The 21,320-nt window shown below is 33.7% G+C and carries 18 protein-coding genes; 17 read left to right on the plus strand and 1 reads right to left on the minus strand.

Annotated features, from left to right (window positions below; all coding sequences use genetic code 11):
• Positions 1–6: 6 nt before the first annotated feature.
• The 17 genes from galU to ABN702_RS00745 all read left to right on the plus strand — a co-directional run bounded on the left by galU (position 7) and on the right by ABN702_RS00745 (position 17,160).
• Positions 7–885 (plus strand): UTP--glucose-1-phosphate uridylyltransferase GalU, encoded by an 879-nt coding sequence (gene galU / locus ABN702_RS00665; protein ID WP_417898962.1) that lies wholly within the window; start codon positions 7–9, stop codon positions 883–885.
• Between the two features lie 9 nt (positions 886–894).
• Positions 895–2,052 carry a glycosyltransferase family 4 protein gene (locus ABN702_RS00670; RefSeq protein ID WP_417901011.1) on the plus strand — a complete coding sequence of 386 codons (1,158 nt, stop codon included), beginning with the start codon at positions 895–897 and terminating at the stop codon, positions 2,050–2,052.
• On the plus strand, positions 2,037–3,143 hold the full coding sequence (locus ABN702_RS00675) for a glycosyltransferase family 1 protein (RefSeq protein ID WP_417898963.1): 1,107 nt from the start codon (positions 2,037–2,039) through the stop codon (positions 3,141–3,143). Before ABN702_RS00670 ends, ABN702_RS00675 begins: the two co-directional genes overlap by 16 nt.
• 13 nt (positions 3,144–3,156) lie before the next feature.
• Positions 3,157–4,041 carry a glycosyltransferase family 2 protein gene (locus ABN702_RS00680; protein ID WP_417898964.1) on the plus strand — a complete coding sequence of 295 codons (885 nt, stop codon included), beginning with the start codon at positions 3,157–3,159 and terminating at the stop codon, positions 4,039–4,041.
• Between the two features lie 28 nt (positions 4,042–4,069).
• Positions 4,070–5,143: an EpsG family protein gene (locus ABN702_RS00685; RefSeq protein WP_417898965.1), complete on the plus strand. Its 1,074-nt coding sequence runs from the start codon at positions 4,070–4,072 to the stop codon at positions 5,141–5,143.
• A gap of 12 nt (positions 5,144–5,155) precedes the next feature.
• Positions 5,156–5,308, plus strand: coding sequence for a hypothetical protein (locus ABN702_RS00690; protein ID WP_417898966.1), 153 nt, complete (start codon positions 5,156–5,158; stop codon positions 5,306–5,308).
• A 26-nt stretch (positions 5,309–5,334) separates the two neighbouring features.
• Positions 5,335–5,949, plus strand: a complete 615-nt coding sequence (locus tag ABN702_RS00695) for a sugar transferase (RefSeq protein ID WP_417898967.1) — start codon at positions 5,335–5,337, stop codon at positions 5,947–5,949.
• The gene (locus tag ABN702_RS00700) at positions 5,946–6,608 is read left to right on the plus strand and encodes an acetyltransferase (protein WP_417898968.1); all 663 of its coding nucleotides are present in this window, start codon (positions 5,946–5,948) and stop codon (positions 6,606–6,608) included. The genes ABN702_RS00695 and ABN702_RS00700 overlap by 4 nt, the downstream gene beginning before the upstream one ends.
• The gene (locus ABN702_RS00705) at positions 6,580–7,761 is read left to right on the plus strand and encodes an aminotransferase class I/II-fold pyridoxal phosphate-dependent enzyme (RefSeq protein WP_417901012.1); all 1,182 of its coding nucleotides are present in this window, start codon (positions 6,580–6,582) and stop codon (positions 7,759–7,761) included. Before ABN702_RS00700 ends, ABN702_RS00705 begins: the two co-directional genes overlap by 29 nt.
• Positions 7,736–8,506: a glycosyltransferase family 32 protein gene (locus ABN702_RS00710; protein WP_417898969.1), complete on the plus strand. Its 771-nt coding sequence runs from the start codon at positions 7,736–7,738 to the stop codon at positions 8,504–8,506. The genes ABN702_RS00705 and ABN702_RS00710 overlap by 26 nt, the downstream gene beginning before the upstream one ends.
• 9 nt (positions 8,507–8,515) lie before the next feature.
• Positions 8,516–9,754, plus strand: a complete 1,239-nt coding sequence (locus ABN702_RS00715; RefSeq protein WP_417898970.1) for a glycosyltransferase — start codon at positions 8,516–8,518, stop codon at positions 9,752–9,754.
• Position 9,755: 1 nt separating this feature from the next.
• The gene (locus ABN702_RS00720; protein WP_417898971.1) at positions 9,756–10,811 is read left to right on the plus strand and encodes a glycosyltransferase; all 1,056 of its coding nucleotides are present in this window, start codon (positions 9,756–9,758) and stop codon (positions 10,809–10,811) included.
• Positions 10,808–11,971 (plus strand): polysaccharide pyruvyl transferase family protein, encoded by a 1,164-nt coding sequence (locus ABN702_RS00725; RefSeq protein ID WP_417898972.1) that lies wholly within the window; start codon positions 10,808–10,810, stop codon positions 11,969–11,971. The genes ABN702_RS00720 and ABN702_RS00725 overlap by 4 nt, the downstream gene beginning before the upstream one ends.
• Positions 11,972–11,981: 10 nt before the next feature.
• Positions 11,982–13,187: a glycosyltransferase gene (locus tag ABN702_RS00730; protein ID WP_417898973.1), complete on the plus strand. Its 1,206-nt coding sequence runs from the start codon at positions 11,982–11,984 to the stop codon at positions 13,185–13,187.
• Positions 13,184–14,362, plus strand: a complete 1,179-nt coding sequence (locus tag ABN702_RS00735; RefSeq protein WP_417898974.1) for a glycosyltransferase — start codon at positions 13,184–13,186, stop codon at positions 14,360–14,362. Before ABN702_RS00730 ends, ABN702_RS00735 begins: the two co-directional genes overlap by 4 nt.
• 237 nt (positions 14,363–14,599) lie before the next feature.
• Positions 14,600–15,589, plus strand: a complete 990-nt coding sequence (locus ABN702_RS00740) for a glycoside hydrolase family 88 protein (RefSeq protein WP_417898975.1) — start codon at positions 14,600–14,602, stop codon at positions 15,587–15,589.
• Between the two features lie 23 nt (positions 15,590–15,612).
• Positions 15,613–17,160, plus strand: coding sequence for a lipopolysaccharide biosynthesis protein (locus ABN702_RS00745; RefSeq protein ID WP_417898976.1), 1,548 nt, complete (start codon positions 15,613–15,615; stop codon positions 17,158–17,160).
• A 48-nt stretch (positions 17,161–17,208) separates the two neighbouring features.
• Here the strand turns inward: ABN702_RS00745 and ABN702_RS00750 are convergent, their stop codons facing one another.
• On the minus strand, positions 17,209–21,306 hold the full coding sequence (locus ABN702_RS00750; RefSeq protein ID WP_417898977.1) for a chitobiase/beta-hexosaminidase C-terminal domain-containing protein: 4,098 nt from the start codon (positions 21,304–21,306) through the stop codon (positions 17,209–17,211).
• Positions 21,307–21,320 lie beyond the last annotated feature (14 nt).

A 21,320-nucleotide genomic window follows, 5' to 3' on the forward strand; every position in this document is an offset into this window, starting at 1 on the left:
AGACTAGTGAAAGTAAGAAAGGCAATAATACCGGCAGCTGGCCTTGGAACCAGGTTCCTTCCAGCAACAAAGGCTATGCCAAAAGAAATGCTGCCAATCGTGGATAAGCCAACCATTCAATATATTGTGGAAGAGGCAATTGAGTCAGGAATTGAAGACATTATTATTGTGACAGGAAAAGGGAAAAGAGCAATTGAGGATCACTTCGATCATTCATTTGAGCTTGAGCAGAACTTATTGAACAAAGGGAAAGTGGAGCTGTTAAATGAAGTGCAGAAATCCTCGAAGATGGTGGATATTCATTATATACGCCAGAAGGAGCCAAAAGGGTTAGGTCATGCCATATGGTGCGCGCGGAAGTTTATCGGGAATGAACCGTTTGCTGTCTTGCTTGGCGACGACATTATCCAATCAGATACACCTTGTCTAAGACAGATGATGGATCATTACGATCGATTCAGCTCCAGTATATTGGGAGTTCAAAGTGTAAATCCGGAACAAGTATCCAGATATGGGATTGTAGATGGTAAAGAAATCAACAACCGCTTTTATAACATTAATGCCTTAGTAGAAAAACCTAAATTGGAAGAGGCGCCTTCCAACCTCGCCATCATGGGGAGATACATCCTGACACCAAGGATTTTCGACATCCTTGAAACACAATCACCTGGAGCAGGAGGAGAAATCCAACTAACAGATGCAATCGCCGCATTGAATCATTTTGAAGCGGTTTATGCCTATGAGTTTGAAGGAAAGCGGTACGATGTTGGGGAAAAGATGGGTTTTATTGAGACAACGATTGAATTTGCCCTTAAGCATGAAGATTTGAGGTATCCATTACTGGAGTTCCTTTCTGGTGTTATGAATAGGGAAACAATTAAATAGTGGGTGATGATAATGGCTAAAAAAATTCTGTTTTGTGCAACGGTCGATTACCATTTTAAAGCCTTCCATCTTCCTACGATGAGATGGTTCAAAGAACAAGGGTGGGAAGTTCATGTTGCAGCATCTGGGACCATCTCTTTGCCATTTACTGATCAGAAATACAATATCCCAATTCAACGATCACCTTTAAATGTAGGAAATATCCAAGCGTACAAGGAATTAAAAACTCTCATAGCTGAAAACCAATATTCTATTATTCACTGTCACACCCCACTTGGAGGGGTGGTGGCCCGTCTAGCTTCAAGGAATGCCAGAAAGGCAGGGACAAAAGTTATTTACACTGCACATGGTTTTCATTTTTGTAAAGGTGCTCCATTATTAAACTGGATCATCTACTATCCTATTGAGAAGTTACTGGCTCGCTTAACGGATTGCTTGATTACCATCAATACAGAAGACTACATCCTGGCAGTTGATAATCGGTTTAAAGCTGCCCGAATCGACTTGGTAAATGGAGTGGGTGTCGATACAACAAGGTTCCAACCATTCACAGTAAAGCAGAAAAAAGAGCGTCGACTCAAGCTTGGCTTCAAGCAGGATGACTTTCTTCTATTTTATGCAGGAGAATTCAATAAGAATAAAAATCAAAAGCTTCTCATACAAGCCATGGCAAACCTGAAAGACGAGCTTCCCAAAGCTCGTCTTTTGCTTGCAGGAGAAGGAAAACTATTGGCAGAATGTGAAAAGTTGGCTGAAAGACTTGGGGTATCGTCCCAAGTGGAGTTCCTGGGATTCAGAAAAGACATCGACCAGATCCTCCCAGCATGTGACGTCGCGGTAGGATCCAGCTTCCGTGAAGGCCTTCCGGTGAATATTATGGAAGCTATGGCTTGTGGGCTACCAGTTGTTGCGAGTGACAACCGCGGACACCGGGAACTGGTGTATGAGGAGTATAATGGTTTTTTGTTAAAAGAGAACTGCAGTAGACATTTTTCAGACGCATGGAAAAAACTCTATAGCAAAACCGAACAAAGAAAAATATTGGGTTTGAACGGCAGAAAGCTAATTCTAAACAAATTTAACGAAGAAGCGGTCCGTCTTCAGCTTGCCAATATTTACAAAAAGAATATGCAAGAACAGGAGGGGGTTCAATGGGAAGCCCGATAAGAGTACTCCACGCTGTCATAAACATGAATCGGGGCGGAGCGGAGACTCTTCTCATGAACCTATACAGGAATATTGATCATACAAAAATACAGTTTGATTTTCTGACTTGTAAAGAAGGAAGCTTTGATCAAGAAATTAAGAACCTGGGAGGAATGGTTCATCGAATTCCTTACGTAACAGATGTAGGACATAAAGGTTATATTAGGGAACTAAACAATTTCTTTAAAGCAAACAAACAGTATAAAATCCTTCATTCACACATGGATAAAATGAGTGGGATAGTATTGAGAGTTGCTAGAGAAAATAATGTACCTACGAGAATCGCGCATAGTCATAGTACGAGTAGTGAAGGGAACTCTTTAGCAAAACTATACAAATGGTATGTTGGAAAAGATATTTTATCATGTGCGACCCACTTTATGGCTTGTTCCGAAAAAGCAGCAAAATGGCTCTTCAAAGCAAACGATAAAAATACAATGATTCTTAGAAATGGTATAGAGCCTGAAACTTTTAAATTTTCTCCATTGTTGAGGAATCAGGTTAGGGAAGAATTACAGTTAGAAGGTTCCGACTTTTTAATAGGTCATATTGGGCGGTTTAACGCTCCCAAAAATCACCCCTTTTTATTGGATGTTTTTGCAAAAATAGCAGAACAAAATAATAATGCCTATCTCTTATTAGTTGGGGATGGAACTTTAAGGAAGGATATGGAAAAGAAGGTTAGTAATTTAAATCTTAATGAACGAGTCATATTCACAGGTATAAGAAGTGATATACCGCGCTTGCTCCAAGGAACTGATTTGTTTGTGTTGCCTTCCTTGTATGAGGGTTTACCTGTAACTCTAATTGAGGCCCAGGGTGCTGGAATTCCTTGTTTAATATCTGATGTCATTACAGAAGAAGTTGATATGGGGTTAGGATTGGTTAATTTCTTGCCATTGAAGGAAAAAGACCGATGGATTGAGAAAATAACGATGCAGATAAACTGTCCCTCCCCCCGTCGCATTGATTCAGCATCAGCTTTAAGTGTACGTGGCTATGATATTAAAAATACAGCATCCTGGTCAGAGGGATTCTACTTGGCTATATAAAGGTGGTTGGAGAATGAAATTATTAACGGTTTTTACACCTACATTTAATAGAAGTTACTGTCTCGGAAAATGCTACGAAAGCTTAAAAAATCAAACAAACAAAGAATTCACTTGGCTGATTATTGATGACGGGTCAACAGATGGTACACAAGAATTAGTCGACTCTTGGAAAAAAGAAAATCATATAGAAATAGTGTACATCTGGCAGGAGAATCAAGGCATGCACGGGGCCCATAATACAGCGTATGAAATCATTACGACGGAATTAAATGTATGTATTGATTCAGATGATTATATGCCTGATGATGCGGTTGAGAAAATAGTGAGATTCTGGAAGGGAAATGGAAGCGAAAAAGTTAGTGGAATAGTTGGGTTGGACCTTTTTACAAATGGTCAACTCATTGGAACAATATTACCTGAAAACTTGCAAACATCTACCCTATTTAACCTGTATAACAAGTATGGAGTTAAGGGAGATAAAAAGCTCGTGTACAGGACGGAATTAACCAAAAAGTATCCTTATCCCATTTTTAAAGATGAGAGATACATAGGCTTGGCCTATAAATACTATAAACTGGATCAAGAATATAAATTATTGATTATGAATGAGCCTCTATGTATAGTGGAGTATCTTCCGGATGGATCCTCTGTAAATATGTTAAAGCAATATAGAAATAACCCTAAGGGGTTTGCATTTTACCGTAAAGAGTTGATGAAACTGCCATTCGCCAGTTTCACATTCAAGCTAAGGCAAGCTGTTCACTATGTATCCAGCAGTTTAATGAGCAAAAACAAAGTATTTCTAAAGGAAGTGCCTAATAAAGCTCTTACTGCAATTGCATTGCCATTCGGTTTACTGTTGTATTTATACATAATAACAAAAACCAAAGTGGCATAGTAGGTCCTTTTTAGAAAGGGAAGTTGTAATGACCATACTTTATCTTAACCTGCTAGTAGTGTTTCTGCTGTCATTTGGGGCACGTTACTTTTCATCACCAATTCTTGCAACTACCATTTACTCGCCTGTTGAGATTAAACCAAATAGGTATATGACAATGTTGGCTACGTTGTCTCTGATACTGGTATCGGGATTACGTACTAATATTGGTGATACATATTTCTATAGGCATGCATATGAGTTACATGATTTTACATGGGAATTTGTAATAAGTCAAAAAGATAAAGGATTTGTATTTCTTCAAATGTTATTAAAAATGTTCTCAAGCGACCCTCAAATCCTAATTTTTTCTACAGCGCTGATTACAAATTTACTTATTGTCATTATCCTTTATAAATACTCAAGAATGATTGAAATGAGTCTCTTTGTTTATATTACTAGTGGCTTGTTCTTAGTCTCCATGAATGGCATAAGACAATTTCTTGCTGCAGCCATTATTTTTGCAGCGACAAAATACATCATGGATGGAAGTTGGAAAAAATTCATTGTAGTTGTCTTAATTGCCTCCACCTTTCATCAAAGTGCACTCATACTTATTCCTATTTATTTTTTAGTTAGGAGAAAAGCCTGGACCAAGTCTACATTTGCTTTGTTAGTTCTTGCTATGATTGTCGTGGTTGGGTATAACCAATTTTCAAGCATACTTTTTAGTGCGTTGGAAGATACCCAATATGGACATTACAGCGAGTTCTCGGAAGGTGGCGCCAGTATCCTAAGGGTAGTAGTTTATGCTGCGCCATTATTTATCGCGTATTTAGGCAGAGGGAAGCTTAGAGATATCTTCCCCAATAGTGATTATATTGTCAATCTCTGTGTATTGAATCTGATCTTCATGATAATTGCTTCGCAAAATTGGATATTTGCAAGATTTACTATTTACTTTGGCCTATACAATTTAATCTTAATTGCTTGGGTAGTCAGGTTAGTAAAAGAAAAAGATCAAAAATTCCTCTATTATGGGATTTTTATTTTCTACTTAGTTTACTTTTACTATGAACATGTCATCGCATTGGGTATTTTGTACAAGAGCAATTATTTATAAGGAGTCTAAATTATGTCTATAGGAGATAAATGCACACAAGAGAAATTACAAAACATTCTACTTTCCATCTATAAAAAAGGGCAGGAGTCGGAAGACATCAGTGTCCTTGAAATAATTGAAGATATTAAAATTGAGTTTTTGAATATAAATAGTAATGGAGATTAAGCCATTATAAAAAGGGGGCAAAGAAAATGAAAAGAATTGTAGATATCATCCTATCATTACTGGTACTATCATTACTTTCCCCAATCATCATAGTTGTTTCGATTTTAATTATATATAAGTTAGGATCTCCCATCCTCTTCAAACAGCAAAGACCAGGACAATACGGTAAACCGTTTATTCTCTATAAATTTAGGACTATGACAAATTCCGTGGATAAGTATGGAAGGTTTCTACCAGATGAATTGAGATTAACTTCTTTCGGAACATTCCTTAGAAGATATAGCTTGGATGAAATCCCTCAATTTATAAATGTGTTAAAAGGGGAACTTAGTCTTGTAGGGCCAAGACCACTGTTAATGGAGTATTTACCACTCTATAGTAAGGAGCAATTTAAGAGGCATCTAGTAAAGCCGGGAATCACAGGGTGGGCACAAGTGAATGGAAGAAATGCCATCTCGTGGGAGGAGAAGTTTGATTTAGACATCTGGTATGTCAAAAACTTCTCTTTTTTTCTTGATATGAAGATCCTCTTGTTAACGATCATAAAAGTCATAAAAAGGGAAGGGATAACCCAACCTGGTTATGCTACGATTCAGCCCTTTTCCAATGTGAAATCAAGAGTTGGTGGTGATGATAGATGACTAAAGTAATTATAGTCGGGCAAGGGGGACATAGCAAAGTAGTTAGTGAAGCAATTGCTCTTCAAGGAAACATAAGAATCAAGGGTTATTTAGATGATAACTATCATGAACTAAAGTATGAAAAAGAGCTATATTTTGGTCCCATTCGATCTACCAAAGAAATTCTATTACATGAACCCAATATTAAATTTATTATTGCAATCGGAAATAACAAATTGAGAAAAATGATTGTGGAAAAAATGGGATTGAAAGAAACACAGTATCTTAAAGTGGTTCACCCGAAGGCGTTAATCAGTGCCTCCGCAACAATAGGTGTCGGTGCGGTTATACTAGCGAATGCAGTGGTTAACACGGATGCGAAGATAGGAGCACATACGATTATTAACACAAGCGGTATTGTAGAGCATGATAATGTCATTGAGGACTTTGCACATATATCTCCTAATGCAACCTTAACAGGCACGGTTCATATCGAAGAAGGTGTGCATGTCGGTGCAGGAGCCAGTGTTATACCGAACATAAATATTGGGAAATGGTCCACGATCGGAGCAGGTGCAACGGTAATAAACCATATACCTGCATTTAGTACAGCGGTAGGTGTCCCTGCCAGGATAAAAGTGAAAGAAGGTGATGAGGTTGTCGCAAACAATATCCAATAAAAGAATCTATTTGTCTCCCCCTCACATGAGTGGAAGGGAAATGAAATACGTGCAAGAAGCATTTCAAACGAATTGGATTGCCCCACTTGGACCAAATGTCGATGCTTTTGAAAAAGAAATAGCTCAAAAAGTAGGAGTCAATGAAGCTATAGCAGTAAGTTCTGGAACTGCAGCCATTCATCTGGCTCTTTCATTATTAGGAGTAGGAAAAGGAGATACCGTCTTTTGTTCCACCTTAACCTTCGTTGCAAGCGCAAATCCGATACTTTATCAAGGAGCAGAGCCTGTTTTCATTGATTCAGAGCCGGATACTTGGAATATGTCACCAAAAGCTTTACAACGGGCATTACAGGATGCTTTTGTTAATGGAAAATTACCCAAAGCAGTTATTGTTGTGAATCTTTACGGGCAAAGTGCGAAAATGGATGAAATTGTCTCCTTGTGTAACGTGTATGAGTTACCTGTAATAGAAGATGCAGCTGAATCATTAGGGTCTTCCTATAAAGGAAAACCAAGTGGAACATTTGGTGTTATGGGGGTCTTTTCTTTTAATGGAAACAAAATTATTACTACTTCAGGCGGGGGGATGCTCATCACCAACGATAAAATCCTTGCGGAAAAAGCTAGATTTCTAGCAACTCAAGCAAGAGATCAAGCCATTCATTATCAACATAGTCAGCTAGGTTATAATTATCGATTAAGTAACATTCTTGCTGGAATCGGAAGGGGACAATTAGAGGTTTTGGAAGAAAGAGTCCAGGCGAGGAGAGATATATTTGATCTTTATTATAAGGATTTAAGCATAGTAAATGGAATACAATTCATGCCAGAATTAACGGACACGATATCTAACAGATGGTTGACGGCATTGTTAATAAATGAAAAAGAGACAGGAATCCATGCCAACGAAGTAATTGAAGCATTAGCAAAAGAAAATATTGAAGCAAGACCGGTTTGGAAGCCACTGCACATGCAACCTCTATTTCATGATTGCAAGTATTTCCGTCATAGTGAAACAGAAGATGTTGCTGCGTATCTTTTTGACAAAGGTGTTTGCTTACCATCAGGGTCTAACCTAACTCCAGAGGAGCAAAGTAGAATAATAAGCTGTATTAAACAACATACAAATGAAATGCTGGTCAAGGAAGGGTGAAACCGAAGTGACCCAACAAAAAATACCCAAGATCATTCACTACTGTTGGTTTGGTGAAAAAGAAAAACCAGCCATCGTAAAAATATGTATGGAGAGCTGGAAAAAACATCTTACGGATTATCAGTTTATGGAATGGAATGAAACGAATAGTAATATTCAGGAAAATAAATACGCTCATGAAGCTTACAAAGCAGGTAAATTTGCCTTTGTAAGTGACTATGTCCGAGTTAAAGCGCTGTTTGAATACGGTGGTATTTACTTGGATACAGATGTGGAAGTGTTCAAACCTTTTGATGACTTATTGAAAAATGAGTCTTTCTGGGGATTTGAACAAGAAAATTATATTGCTACAAGTACGATAGGAGCAAAACCTAAAAATAAACTGATTAAAGAATTTCTCGATCTTTATAAAAATAGGTCTTTCATTAATAAAGATGGCAGTCTGCATGTCTTAACTAATGTCGCGATGGTGACAGAAATGTTAGAGGATTTAGGTTTGATTAGAAATGGAGAATTTCAAACTATCCAAAATGTAGGTACTGTGTATCCTCAAACCTATCTCTCTCCATATGACTATATTAATTGTATCAATTTCACTACAAAGGACACCTATGCTATGCACCATTATCACAAAAGTTGGCTACCTTGGGATGCCAAACTCAAAGGAAAAATTAAGGCTACCTCTGCTTTTATTATCGGGGGACAAAACATAGCGAAAATTAGAAAAGCTCTAGCCAAGAAGTAGGAGGTTTCAATGAAGAACATACTAATTGCTTCATATGACTTAGAAATAGGAGGAGTAGAAAGAAGCTTAATAAGCATGTTAGAGCAGTTTGATTACGAAAACTATAGTGTAGATTTAAAGCTATATAAACATCAAGGTGACTTCATGCCCATGCTTACCAATAAAGTAAATTTATTAAAAGAAGTACCAGAGTATGCCACTTTTAGAAAATCAATTGTCACTTTATTGAAAGAAAAAAACTATTCCATTGCGACTTCAAGAATTTTAGCTAAGTTACAAGCAGACATTATCGGCAAAATAAAGCGCATTTCAGAGCCAGGCTATTATCAAATGCAACTAATGTGGAAATACGCAATGCCCTTCTTACCAGAAATCGAAAAAGAATATGATGTAGCTATTAGCTATCTTTGGCCTCATGATTTTGTGGCAGAGAAAGTGAAAGCTAAAAAGAAGATTGCTTGGATTCATACGGATTATTCTGCAATTGAAATAGACGAGGTTAGGGATATAAAGGTATGGTCGAAGTTCGATTACATTGTAGCTGTATCAGATGCGTGTAAAAATGCCTTCATAAGAAAATATCCTGAATTTAAGTATGAATTAATAGTATTAGAAAATTTAGTTTCTTATGATTTCATACAGGCCATGTCTACTGTAGATGTCCCAAACCAGTTTATTACTGACAGCAGATTTAAGATAGTAACTGTGGCAAGGTTATCTCATGCAAAAGGAATTGATATGGCAGTAAGAGCTTTAAAACTTCTAAAGGAAAAAGGATATGAAGAGATAGCTTGGTACGTGGTTGGTTATGGTGGTGATGAGGCAAAATTAATAAAATTAATAGCTGATTTAGAATTGGATAAAGATTTTATATTACTCGGAAAAAAATCCAATCCGTACCCATATATACAAGCTTCTGATTTGTATGTTCAGCCCTCAAGATATGAAGGGAAAGCTGTTACAGTAACTGAGGCACAAGTTTTAGGGAAACCAATATTAATTACAAACTATTCAACATCTGGTAGTCAAATAGAAAATGGTAAAAATGGACTAATATGTGAAATGAGTTCATTTGGAATAGCAAAAGGGATTGAAAACTTATACTTGAATCGACAAAAATTAAAATCTTTAAGTGATTATAATAGAAAATACAGTTTTGTATATGAAGGAAAACTAACCAAACTATACGACTGCATAGAGGTAGAAACCGAAGGTTTACAAAAAAACGAATTAATAGGGGCAATTTGATTTGAGAGAGAAAGTAAAGGTAAGTATCATCATACCTGTCTTTAATGCGGAAAAGTTCATATCTTTTTGTATTGAATCTCTGATTAAGCAAACGCTTCGAGAGTGTGAATTTATTTTTATTAACGATGGCTCTTCTGATAAAAGTAAATACTTGATAGAAGAATACCGTAAATTAGATCCTAGAATAATTTTATATAATCAAAATAATCAAGGTGTAAGTGCTGCTAGAAACGAAGGTTTAAGGAGAGCGAGTGGAAGTTACGTTGGTTTTGTAGATGCAGATGACTTTGTAGAAATAGACATGTTTGAAAAATTATACAATGTTGCCATTAGTCAAAACAGCGATCTACTGATGAGTAATCTTGAGTGTGAAATTGAAGGACACAAAGTTGTTATATCCCCCCCTTTTCCCGACAATAAAATTTTAGATGAAGAGTTTATTCAGGATGAAGTATTACCTTATTATTTAATGACTGACGACTTAAACTCTACATGCAATAAATTATATAGAAAAGAACTAATTGACAAATATAATTTGGAATTCCCTGTAAAAGTGGCTCTTGGCGAAGATTCACTATTTAATATGTCCTTCTTAAGTCGTGCTTCAAATTGTCTTTATTTAAATTATACAGGATATCATTACAGAGAGGTAAAAGGTAGTGCTACCAGAAACATTATTGAAAAAGATTATTTCAAAAATGCTATTGAAGTGTATAAAAGGGAAATTCCTAAAGAGATATTTAATGAAGGTGACTTTGGTAAGCTAAAAAAATATAAAGCCATTAAACTAATTGAAAGTGTTCTATCATACATACACTTGTATTTTTCTCCAAATACAGAAATTAGTTTTATTAAAAGATACTACTATATAAAAAGAATGTTGAAAAACGACTCAATTAAAAATTCATTACTCATTTATAAAGATGAAAAGAAATTGGAAATTGGGAGATATGAAAAGATATTATTAACATTTATTAAGTTGAATTTTACACTAGGCCTGTATGGCATTACTGCTTACAGCCGATTCAGAAATAGAAAACTGGAGTTGATAAAATGAAAATACTAATGTTTGCTCACGATGGAAGTCAAAATAGAGGGTGTGAAGCTATTGTTAGATCAACCACCAATATAATTAAGGAGAAGATTGAAGGCTCTAAAATATACTTAGCTTCTGGAAAACCTGAAACAGATTTAATTATTAATCAACTAGATGGAGTTTATGATGCATCACTAAATCAAATAAAGAGATTTTCTTTTGACTGGTTATTTTCCGCCATACACTTAAAGATATTTAAGAATGAATCCTACGCATTAGGAAAAATAAATGAGAAAATCTTAAAACACCTTCATGATATGGATGTATTTTTATCAATAGGAGGTGATAACTATTGTTACGGAGAGCAACCCAATTGGTATGAAATAGATAGAAGGGTAAAGGCCAAAAGAAAAAAACTTGTATTATGGGGTTGTTCTATAGGTGAAGAAGACATGTCTGAAAAAAAATTGGAAGATCTAAAATTATTTGATTTAATTTTGGCCAGAGAATCAATGACATATCAAATGCTAGTAGCTAAAGGGTTAAAAAATGTTCAATTATGTGCAGACCCTGCTTTTACAATGGAAAAAACAGAATTGCCCTTACCTTATGGTTGGAAAGTGGATGATACTATCGGATTAAATTACAGTCCCTTAGTATATAAAAAGAATCCTAAATCAAAAGAGGCGGTATGCGATCTAATCAATCATATATTAGCAACAACAGACTCAGTAATTGCACTAACACCTCATGTAATGCAAAATGAAAATAATGATTTTTCTATTCTTGAGGAAATTCACAATGAATTTAAGTCAACCCAGAGAATAATTTTGCTCCCTAGCCATCTAAACGCTACAGAATACAAAGGTTACATTGCAAGAATGAGATTTTTTATAGGGGCAAGAACTCATGCAACAATAGCAGCCTACTCTTGTTATGTTCCAACAATAGTTTTAGGTTATAGTGTGAAATCAAGAGGAATTGCAAAAGATTTGTTCGGTAAAGAAAAATTGGTTTTAAATATTGAGGACCTATCAGTAAGTGGAAAATTAATAATGAGTTTTAACCAGATGTTAAATGAGGAAAGTTTTATTATTCAATCACTAAAGTCTTCCATTCCAAGAATGAAAAAAATGTCTAGAGAAGCAGTGGTACATCTTGAAGAATACTTAAAAAAATGAGGTATCACATGTGAAGAAAAATATTTTATTCGTCATACCAAACTTGTGTGCTGGTGGAGCTGAAAAAAGTCTAGTTAATCTACTAAGTCATATAGACTATAGACTCTATAAAGTAGATTTATTCTTGTTTCATAAGAGTGGAACATTTACAAATTCTATCCCTAAAGAAGTAAATATATTGGATTCTTCTGAAAGATTTTCAGCCTTTTGTAATGGCTTTTTTTATTTTGTATTTTACTTGATTAAAAGGAGAGAATTAAAAGCGATTTTTCACAGAGTTATATTCACGTTAATCAATAGGTTAGTGAAAAATAAAAATCTGGCTGAACAATATACCTGGAAACAACTGAAATTCTTCATAGAAGGAATCGAAAAGGAATATGATGTTGCAATATCATACCTAGAGAAATCTTCATTATATTACACTGTGGAGAAAGTTAGAGCTCAAAAAAAAATAGGCTGGATACACACTAACTATACTAATTCAGGAATGAAGAATAAATTAGACAAAGAATTTTTAAAACAGCTTAATAGTATTATTACTGTATCAGAGGAATGTAGAGAATCATTATATAAAGAGTTTCCAGAAAATAAAGATAAAACATTTGTTATTAATAACATATTATCACCAACAGTTATCAATGTCCAAGCGGCAAAAGTTACAAATGACCTTTCAAAATTTGAAAGTGATTACTTAAATATTGTCACAATAGCTAGGCTCAGTTATGAAAAGGGTATAGATTTAGCTTTAAAGTCCTGTGTAAAATTAATCAAACATGGTTATAAAGTAAAATGGTTCATAATAGGTGAAGGTCCAGAAAGAAAATTGTTAGAAAAGTTAATAAAAATAAATAATTTAGAACAAAATTTTGTATTACTAGGGATAAAAGAAAACCCTTATCCTTATTTAAAGAAGGCAGATATATATGTTCAACCTTCAAGATATGAAGGGAAATCAATTGCTATAGAGGAAGCGAAAATCCTACAAAAACCTATAATAATTACCAACTTTCAAACTGCAAGAGATCAAATTCAAAGTAAGTATGATGGACTAGTTGTAAACATGGATGAAAAAGGAATTTTTGATGGAGTGATTTCGCTATTGAATAACATTTCTTTAAGAAAACAAATTATTAGAAACCTTAATGAGAAGTTTCATGGAAATGAAAATGAGATTATCAAATTTTATGAAATTATTGAGGGTGAAGTCCTATGAAAAAAAGTATTTTGTTTGTAATTAATAACCTTAATTGCGGAGGGGCTGAAAAGGCCCTTATTTCTTTATTGGAAACATTAGATTACTCTAAGGTTAATGTAGACTTATATTTGTTTAAACAAGAAGGAATGTTTTTATCTAAAGTTCCTATAGAAGTAAATATTTTAGATGAGCCGAAACTTTATGATATTTTTAACATGCCAATAAAGAAAGCTTTGTTTACTGCTTTAAGATCAGGAAGGTTATCTTTGGCTATTAATAGGTTGCTTGCGGGGTACGTATTTAAATATGAAAAAAATGGTGCAAAATGTGAACAAAGAGTTTGGAAATATAAGAAAAAAAGTCTAGATAAAATTCCTAAAGATTATGATTTAGCTGTGGGTTACTTGGAAAAAGGACCAATTTATTTTTGTGTTGATATGGTAAACGCGAAAACCAAAGTGGGATTTATTCATAACGATTATGTTGAGTTGGGTATGAAACCTAAATATGATCAAGAATATTTTAGGGAATTAGATTGGATATATACTGTTTCCAATGAATGTGCAAATGTTCTGGAACAAACTTTTCCACACTATAAACAGAAAATTAATGTTATGCATAATATAATTTCTACAAAAGTATTACATAGGTTGGCTAAAGAAGAATTAAAATTTAATCTTGAAGGAATAAAGATTTGTTCAATTGGAAGATTAAACGCACAGAAAGGCTTTGATCTAGCAATTGGAGCCTGCAAAAGGTTAGTAGATGAAGGAATAAATATTAAGTGGTATGTATTAGGTGAAGGAGAAGAAAGGGAAAAACTAGAGAAACTAATAAACGAAAATAATCTTTGGAATCATTTTTTTTTACTAGGTCTTAAAGAGAATCCTTACCCATATGTAAAAACAGCTGATATTTATGTTCAGTCATCAAGATTTGAAGGGAAATCAATCGCCATTGATGAAGCGAAAATTCTCCATAAGCCAATTGTAGTTACAAATTTTAGTACTTCAAGAGATCAAATAGACCATGAAAAGAACGGTTTGATAGTGGGAATGGGAGAAAAAGAAATAGCTGAAGGTATTAAGCGGTTGATAGAGGATAAAAAGTTGAAGGACAGTTTAGTTCAAAATTTATTAGAGCAAGATTTAGGGACAGAAACGGAGATAAATAAATTATATAGCATAATATAAAATGTTATGAGGGATTAATGTGATAATAATACTGACTTGTTTGATAATGTTAATTGGAGTTATAGTTTTGTTAGATGTTTTTCCTATATTCTGTACCTGGTTGGATAGGATTCATATTGGACGCTATAAGAATATGGCTATTTGGAATAAACGGATATCAAAAAAATGCCTTAAATGGCTAAATAACACCCCAAAATAAAAGTAACGGATAATTCAAGACTAATCTTTCTGGATGTGTTGAAGGGAAATTATACAAATAAAAATATACAGTATTGGCAAGAGGCGGCCATACTTTTAGGACTTTCAGAAAAAATGAAAAACCAAGAAGATAAAAAAATCAAAAAGGAAATTTTGAGATTTTTAGCTCGGAAGTTTGATAATACAGGAAATTGGATAAATAAACCAGAACATATAGATGTGGCTATTTTAGCGTATTCTGTTATGAAATTAAGTTTCATAGATGTAGAGAGGTATAGACTAGCTTTTGATTATACCTGGAAATTAATAAAAGACCATATTGGTGAAGATGGGACAGTAGGATATAGGAAATCTATGATGAACTACAGGTATGTAGATACAATAGGTTTTATATGTCCTTTTTTAATTGCTTACGGTGTCAGATATAAACAAGAAGAATGTATTAACTTAGCTCTAAAGCAATTGGATAATTATAAAAACAATGGTTTTCTCAACAATGTGTCAATTCCATATCATGCTTATACTATTAAAAAGAATGTTCCTCAAGGTTTATGTGGATGGGGTAGAGGTATGGGGTGGTATGCTATTGGGTTAATGGACTCTTGGAATGAATTGTCTGAAGCAAGTTTATATAAACCTGTACTTGAAAAAAATATTATAGAATTTTCAAAGATGATTATAAAATATCAGAACGAAAACGGCAGCTGGAATTGGACTGTAACAAGAAAGGAATGTAGACCGGATTCTTCTACTACTGCATCATTGACATGGTTTTTAATGAATGCCGAACAAATCGAGGCCATCTCTTCAGAATGTAAGGAAAGTAGTAATAATGGAATAAAATATTTAATAGGGGTAACTAGAAAAAATGGTGAAGTTGATTTTTCTCAAGGTGATACAAAAGATATTGGGGTGTACTCAACGCAGTTTAATATTCTTCCATTTACTCAGGGCTTTTGTCTAAGAGTAATAAATCTAAAGAATAAAAAAGAATTATATAAAGGTGAAATTAAGAGAAACATTAGTTAATTATAATGATCTAAGGAGAAACCATGAGAGTACGTCATTCATTGCTTAATATCGCCGTAGGCTTAGGAAATCAGGTAATTATAACTACATTAAGTTTTGTTTCAAGAACAGTATTTATTACTTATCTTGGGATTGAATACTTAGGGATTAGTGGGTTATTTACAAGTATCTTGGCTATGTTAGCTCTTGCAGAAGCAGGTATAGGCTCAAGTATAATGTATAGCTTATATAAACCAGTTGCGGAGAATGATCAGAGAAAAATAAATGCTTTGATGAGGCTGTATCGACAAGCATATTTAATTATTGCAATTATTGTGTTTGTGTTGGGTTTATCATTTCTTCCTTTTTTAGGGTTTTTCATCAATGAAACGAATGTAGATAATATTCATCTTATCTATTTTATCTTTTTACTTAACACAGTTCTCCCATATTTATATTTACACAAACACTCTTTTCTCAATGTATGTCAAAAAACTTATATTGTAACGGGAGTTTTTTCGATTTCTTCCATTCTTTCTGTCTTGTTGAAGATTGTAATTTTATTTTATACTCAAAACTTTATACTTTATTTAGTTGTGGAAAGTGTTATTGTTATTCTAACCAGTTTGTACTTAGCTGGAATTGTAAACCGAATGTACCCTTCTTTAAAAGAAAAAGTAGCAGATAAAATCGATGGTGAAACTAAAAACAACATTATTAAAAACATAAAGGCTATAGTATTGCAAAATATTGGAGTATATTTAATTTTTGGAACAGATAATATTATTATCTCTTCATTTATTAGTGTTACAGCAGTTGGAATTTACGCCAACTACCATATGGTAATTGAAATTTGTAGAACATTTATTAATCAGGTTTTCAATAATATTTATCATAGTGTAGGAAACTTGGTAGCAAAAGAAAGCAAAGAAAAAATATATAGTATTTATAAAGTCACCTTATTTGTGAACTTTTGGTTGTATTCTGTCTTCGCTATACTACTATTGGTAATGTTAGAACCTTTTATCTCTATATGGATTGGTAAAGAATATTTAATGAGTAAATATGTACTAATTATTCTGATGTTCATATTTTTTGAAAGAGGGATGAGAAACTCTATTACTACTGTAAAAACCACTTCGGGAATTTTTCACGAAGATAGGTTCGCCCCTTTGATCCAAGCAGCTATAAATTTAGTAATATCGATATACCTTGTGAAAAAAATAGGTATCCTCGGTGTTTTCATAGGTACGTTAGTTAGTTCTATATTAGTCCCTTTTTGGTTGACACCGTACCTAGTTTATAAAAAAATTTTTGAAAAGCCATTAATTAATTATTTCTTAAGATATATTTTTTTCGCAACTCTGACTCTTGTAACGTTTACTTTAACAAACTATATAGTGGGTTTAATTACTATTACGGGATTATTTTCTTTTCTAGTAAGTGGTGTAGTTTGTTTCATATTGCCAAATGTTGTTTATTCGATATTGTTTTATAAAACAAATGAATTTAAGTATTTGCTGAATATACTTAAGTTACTGAAAAAGAAGTTCAAACTTAGATTAGTTCATAAAACTAAGTCTGTAGCATAGAACGCAAAAAAGAAAGAAGAGATTATTATATCCTTCTTTCTTTTAATTTCAACTATTGGAAGTCATGGAAACGAAGTTTTCTGAAAGTTCAGATTCAGTTAACGCTCGATTGTAATAGGCAATGTTTTTTATTATCGTATTTGTGCTACCTAATACTAAAGGTAATGTTGATTGTTTAATACGGAAAGAGGAATTTAAGGTACTCTCTCTAACAATATTATTATTTACCAGCATAGTGACGGAATTATTATTCCTTACAATTACAATATGGTACGGTATAGTTTCGTCTGCATAATTAGGAGATTGAATAGAGAAGTTTGTGTTGTTTTCTCCCCACATATCAAATTTAAAGCTGCTATTTCCATCTCGATGAAACCTTAACTTATTTTGAGTTCCTCCAAGTTGATATTGCCCAATTAAATCCTTGTGTTTTGAAATAACTGTAGTAAAGGATAAGGTAAAGGGCTCATTCCCCAAAAAGTAACTATTAGGATTCGGAACTATTGTAGTATTGGGCAGGTTTTCTTGAAAGTAAATTAAACCATCTTTTACATAACTACCAACATTTGTTGCTGTTCTTACTTCTTGACTAACTCCATTTGATGAATTACCATTAGTATCTTTAGCTATAACGGTGATGGTGTAATTATGATCCGGTAAAAGCCCAGTTATACAGTAGTTACTGAAAGAAATACCTTCATCATACAATTCTCCATTTAAAAGTATCTCGTAACTTTCTAAATCTGAAGAGCTGCTAGCAACCCAAGTTAAGCCGATAGTACTGGAAGTGATACTGCTTGCTGTTAAGTTTGATATTTCAACAGGAGGCGTTGAATCTTCTGTAGTTGAAACAGTAATTGAAGTTCCATTTGATCGATTACCAGCTACATCTATTGCAACTATAGAAAAAGTATATTGTGTGGATGATAGCAAATCATCTACTATAAACGAGGTAGCGGTTGTTTGTGAAGATCCATTAAAAGTTAGGATTGCGTAAGTTTTTACATCTGAAGAAGAACTAGGATCCCACGATAATACTACACGATCGTTATATGGAACGGCTGTCAAATTCGTAACATCAGAAGGGGGTATTTTATCTATATTATATCTTATAGATTTTACCTTGCTTTGGTTGTTAAAACTATCTACAGCCATTACATTAAGTGTTGTTGAATCAGTTATTGAAATTGGAGAAGTATATACGTTACTTGAAACTGTAGGAGGTAATCCATTTAATGTGTAGTAGATGGTACTAGGTTTATCGGTATTGATATTTACCGACTGATTAAAATTGTATAATCCACCTATAGGATTAACTGTGATAGTAGGAGCAACTAAATCAGCTATTGATTCTTTAATATCTATGTTATCTATTAGAATGGTAGTGTCTGGATTTCTATTAATATTTGTCGTTACATTGTTGAAAGTATTTCTTGCAAAAGTATAGCTTTCTGTTTTCTCTAACCAATAAGCATCTATCGTTGATCTTTCTAAATAAGATTGGATTACTTGTGAAACTGAGATGTTATCGGACTTTGCTAGCCGCACATTATAAAATGAAGAATTACTTACAATGGAGTTAATTAAAATCACATCGATGTTTTTAAAAGAACAGTTCTTTATTTGTACTTTGTTTTCCATAAAAGGAACCTCACCAAACCTTAAATCAGGGCTGATTGATTTACTTCTATTCCGAATAAACTCACTATTTGTAATGTAACAGTCCCTGACATTACCACCACTATCGATTAATTTCAGACCATCAATTATTAGGGGGCGACCTAAGTAGATATTGGAACCATTCCCATTAATATTGATAAGATGATTCTTAATGGTCACATTTTTAATGACACAGCCTGGTGCAACAATTCCAAATCCTGAATTAGTTCCTCCCGTATTCCAATCCCTTTCTACAACAACATTATTGATATAACATCTTCCATACTCGTAACGATTTACGCTAAATCCCCACTCTCCTGAATCATAAAAGATAACTGGGTTTCCGTTCTCTGTTTCAGAGATTTGAAAGGTGTTTGCTGTACGGTTCGTTACATAGTAGATTTTATCAACACTAATACCTGTAGGAACTTTCCCTACCCATTGCTCGAATATTACTTTTGCTGTATTACCCATATTGTGGTTATTTACTGTAAATGTACTTGTTTCCACATTTATGGATGGTGATCCAAAATATCCATAATTAGCATTTCCATAAAATAAACCATTTTTGAGTCTTATATTTTGAATGCTAGCACCCCGAACATCCATAAGTTTAATATTGGAGTTATGACCTATAATACCGCTTACATAGTCATCTCCTTTAATTACCAATTCTGTATTAAGAAGTGTATTATCTAAATACATTATATACATATTGGTTGGATATGAACTAATACCTCCAACATTCCAACCTTCAAATATATTGTTTGAGACAGTAACATGATTGCCATCAGCATTTACAATGTGTCCTCTTTCGTTATGGAAAATATGATTATTAGAAATGAATATTCTAAAGTTTAACTCAAATCCATCTCTATTGTAATAAGGAAACTTATAAGGGATATTACTTTCCCCAACCATTGATTCTATATCAATGCCAAACATAGGGGGAATTCCACTTCTGAAGTTTGTGGATATTCCATCATCATCCTTCCCTATATGGTGGATTTTATTTTTGTAGACAATTACATCATTGGCTGCAGCAAGTGTAATTCCTTGTCTTCTGCAATGATGTAAATTACAATCATGAATATAAACATGGTTTCCCATTTGTTCTTGAGTATAATTATTTGGATTACTATGATATTTCAACCATCCAGTAGATATTGCATCTCCCGTACAATTGCAGATTTCTACTCTATCAATTTCAATATAGTTAGATCCCGCAATTTCAATGCCTTGCCCCCACTCGTGTGTGTACCTACCATTATCTACTTTTGCTTGGATGTTGTTCACTTGCTCTTCTGATAAAGGATTGTTTGAAATATCTATGGTAAAAATCATCTTATTATTAGCATCTATATCAGGCTGAAGAAGCCATCCTCTACCAGTAGGTGATAGAGGAGCAAATCCTCCATTATCTCTAAAACCTACAAAGTTATTTCTTGTTATAGTATCTTTATATTGGTAGAAACTGTATCCATTAGCTACATTTATCCCATTGATTTCCCATAACCTAAAATTATTTAGCAATCCTGGGTGGTCATACCTGTCAATAACATGGCTTCTGATATAGTTAGTGTCGTCATTCAATGAGCCATCCGGATTAATACCACCTCTTTCAAATCTGACTTCAAGTTCATAAAAGTGAGTTTTACGGTCTCCGATAATCTTTCCACCTGAAATTTTTACATTTCTTTTGCCTTTAATCTGGAAAATGCTATATCCGGGTGAACCATTACCTTCTAATTCTAAAATACATCCTTCTGCCATTTCAAAGTGCATATCTGAGACCATATTTATACAAGTAAAAGAAAGGTTTAACTCGTCTTCAAAAACAAACGGAATTAAATTTAATTTATAATACCCAATAGGCAAAAATACGTGATTAATTCCTTGCGACTTAGCCCAATTTATAGCATTGTTTATCCCGTTTGTAGTTTCTAATGAATTGGTTCCATCATTAAAAATATTCCACCTTGAAAGCTCAATTAAATAAGGGGAGGATAAATTACCTGTCGGGGGAAAGTTCGATTCGAATGGAGTAGGCTTCCAAAGTCCATTATTAAAAGAGAGTAAATCACCTTCAGATGGTGTATTAATGATCTCTACACCTTCTAAATCGCTTAGAGAATGGGTGTGATCTAACGAAGATTTTCCATTTAGAGAATCCAAAATCTCTGTATCGTTATATACTTTAGTTTCAAGATTATTTATTAAGATATTTCCATTTTGTTCACTTTCCTTAACAATAGGTATTAACATATACTTTTCAACTAAGTTATTTATCGCATTTACTAAACTACTTTTATCTTCAGTTAGTAAATCATTGAGTAAACCAATTTCCTCATTTGTCCCCAATTGCATGTTTCCATTAAAGGTTCCAACGAATAACTCCATTGTATCTGTACACAAACAAAATTCTCCAACATCTAACGCAGTTAATTGAGCTTTTAAACTATTTTTAATTTGAATTTTATAAGCCATTTCGACTCCTCCAA

The organism is Bacillus haimaensis (assembly GCF_048270625.1).
GTDB lineage: Bacteria > Bacillota > Bacilli > Bacillales > Bacillaceae_I > Sutcliffiella_A > Sutcliffiella_A haimaensis.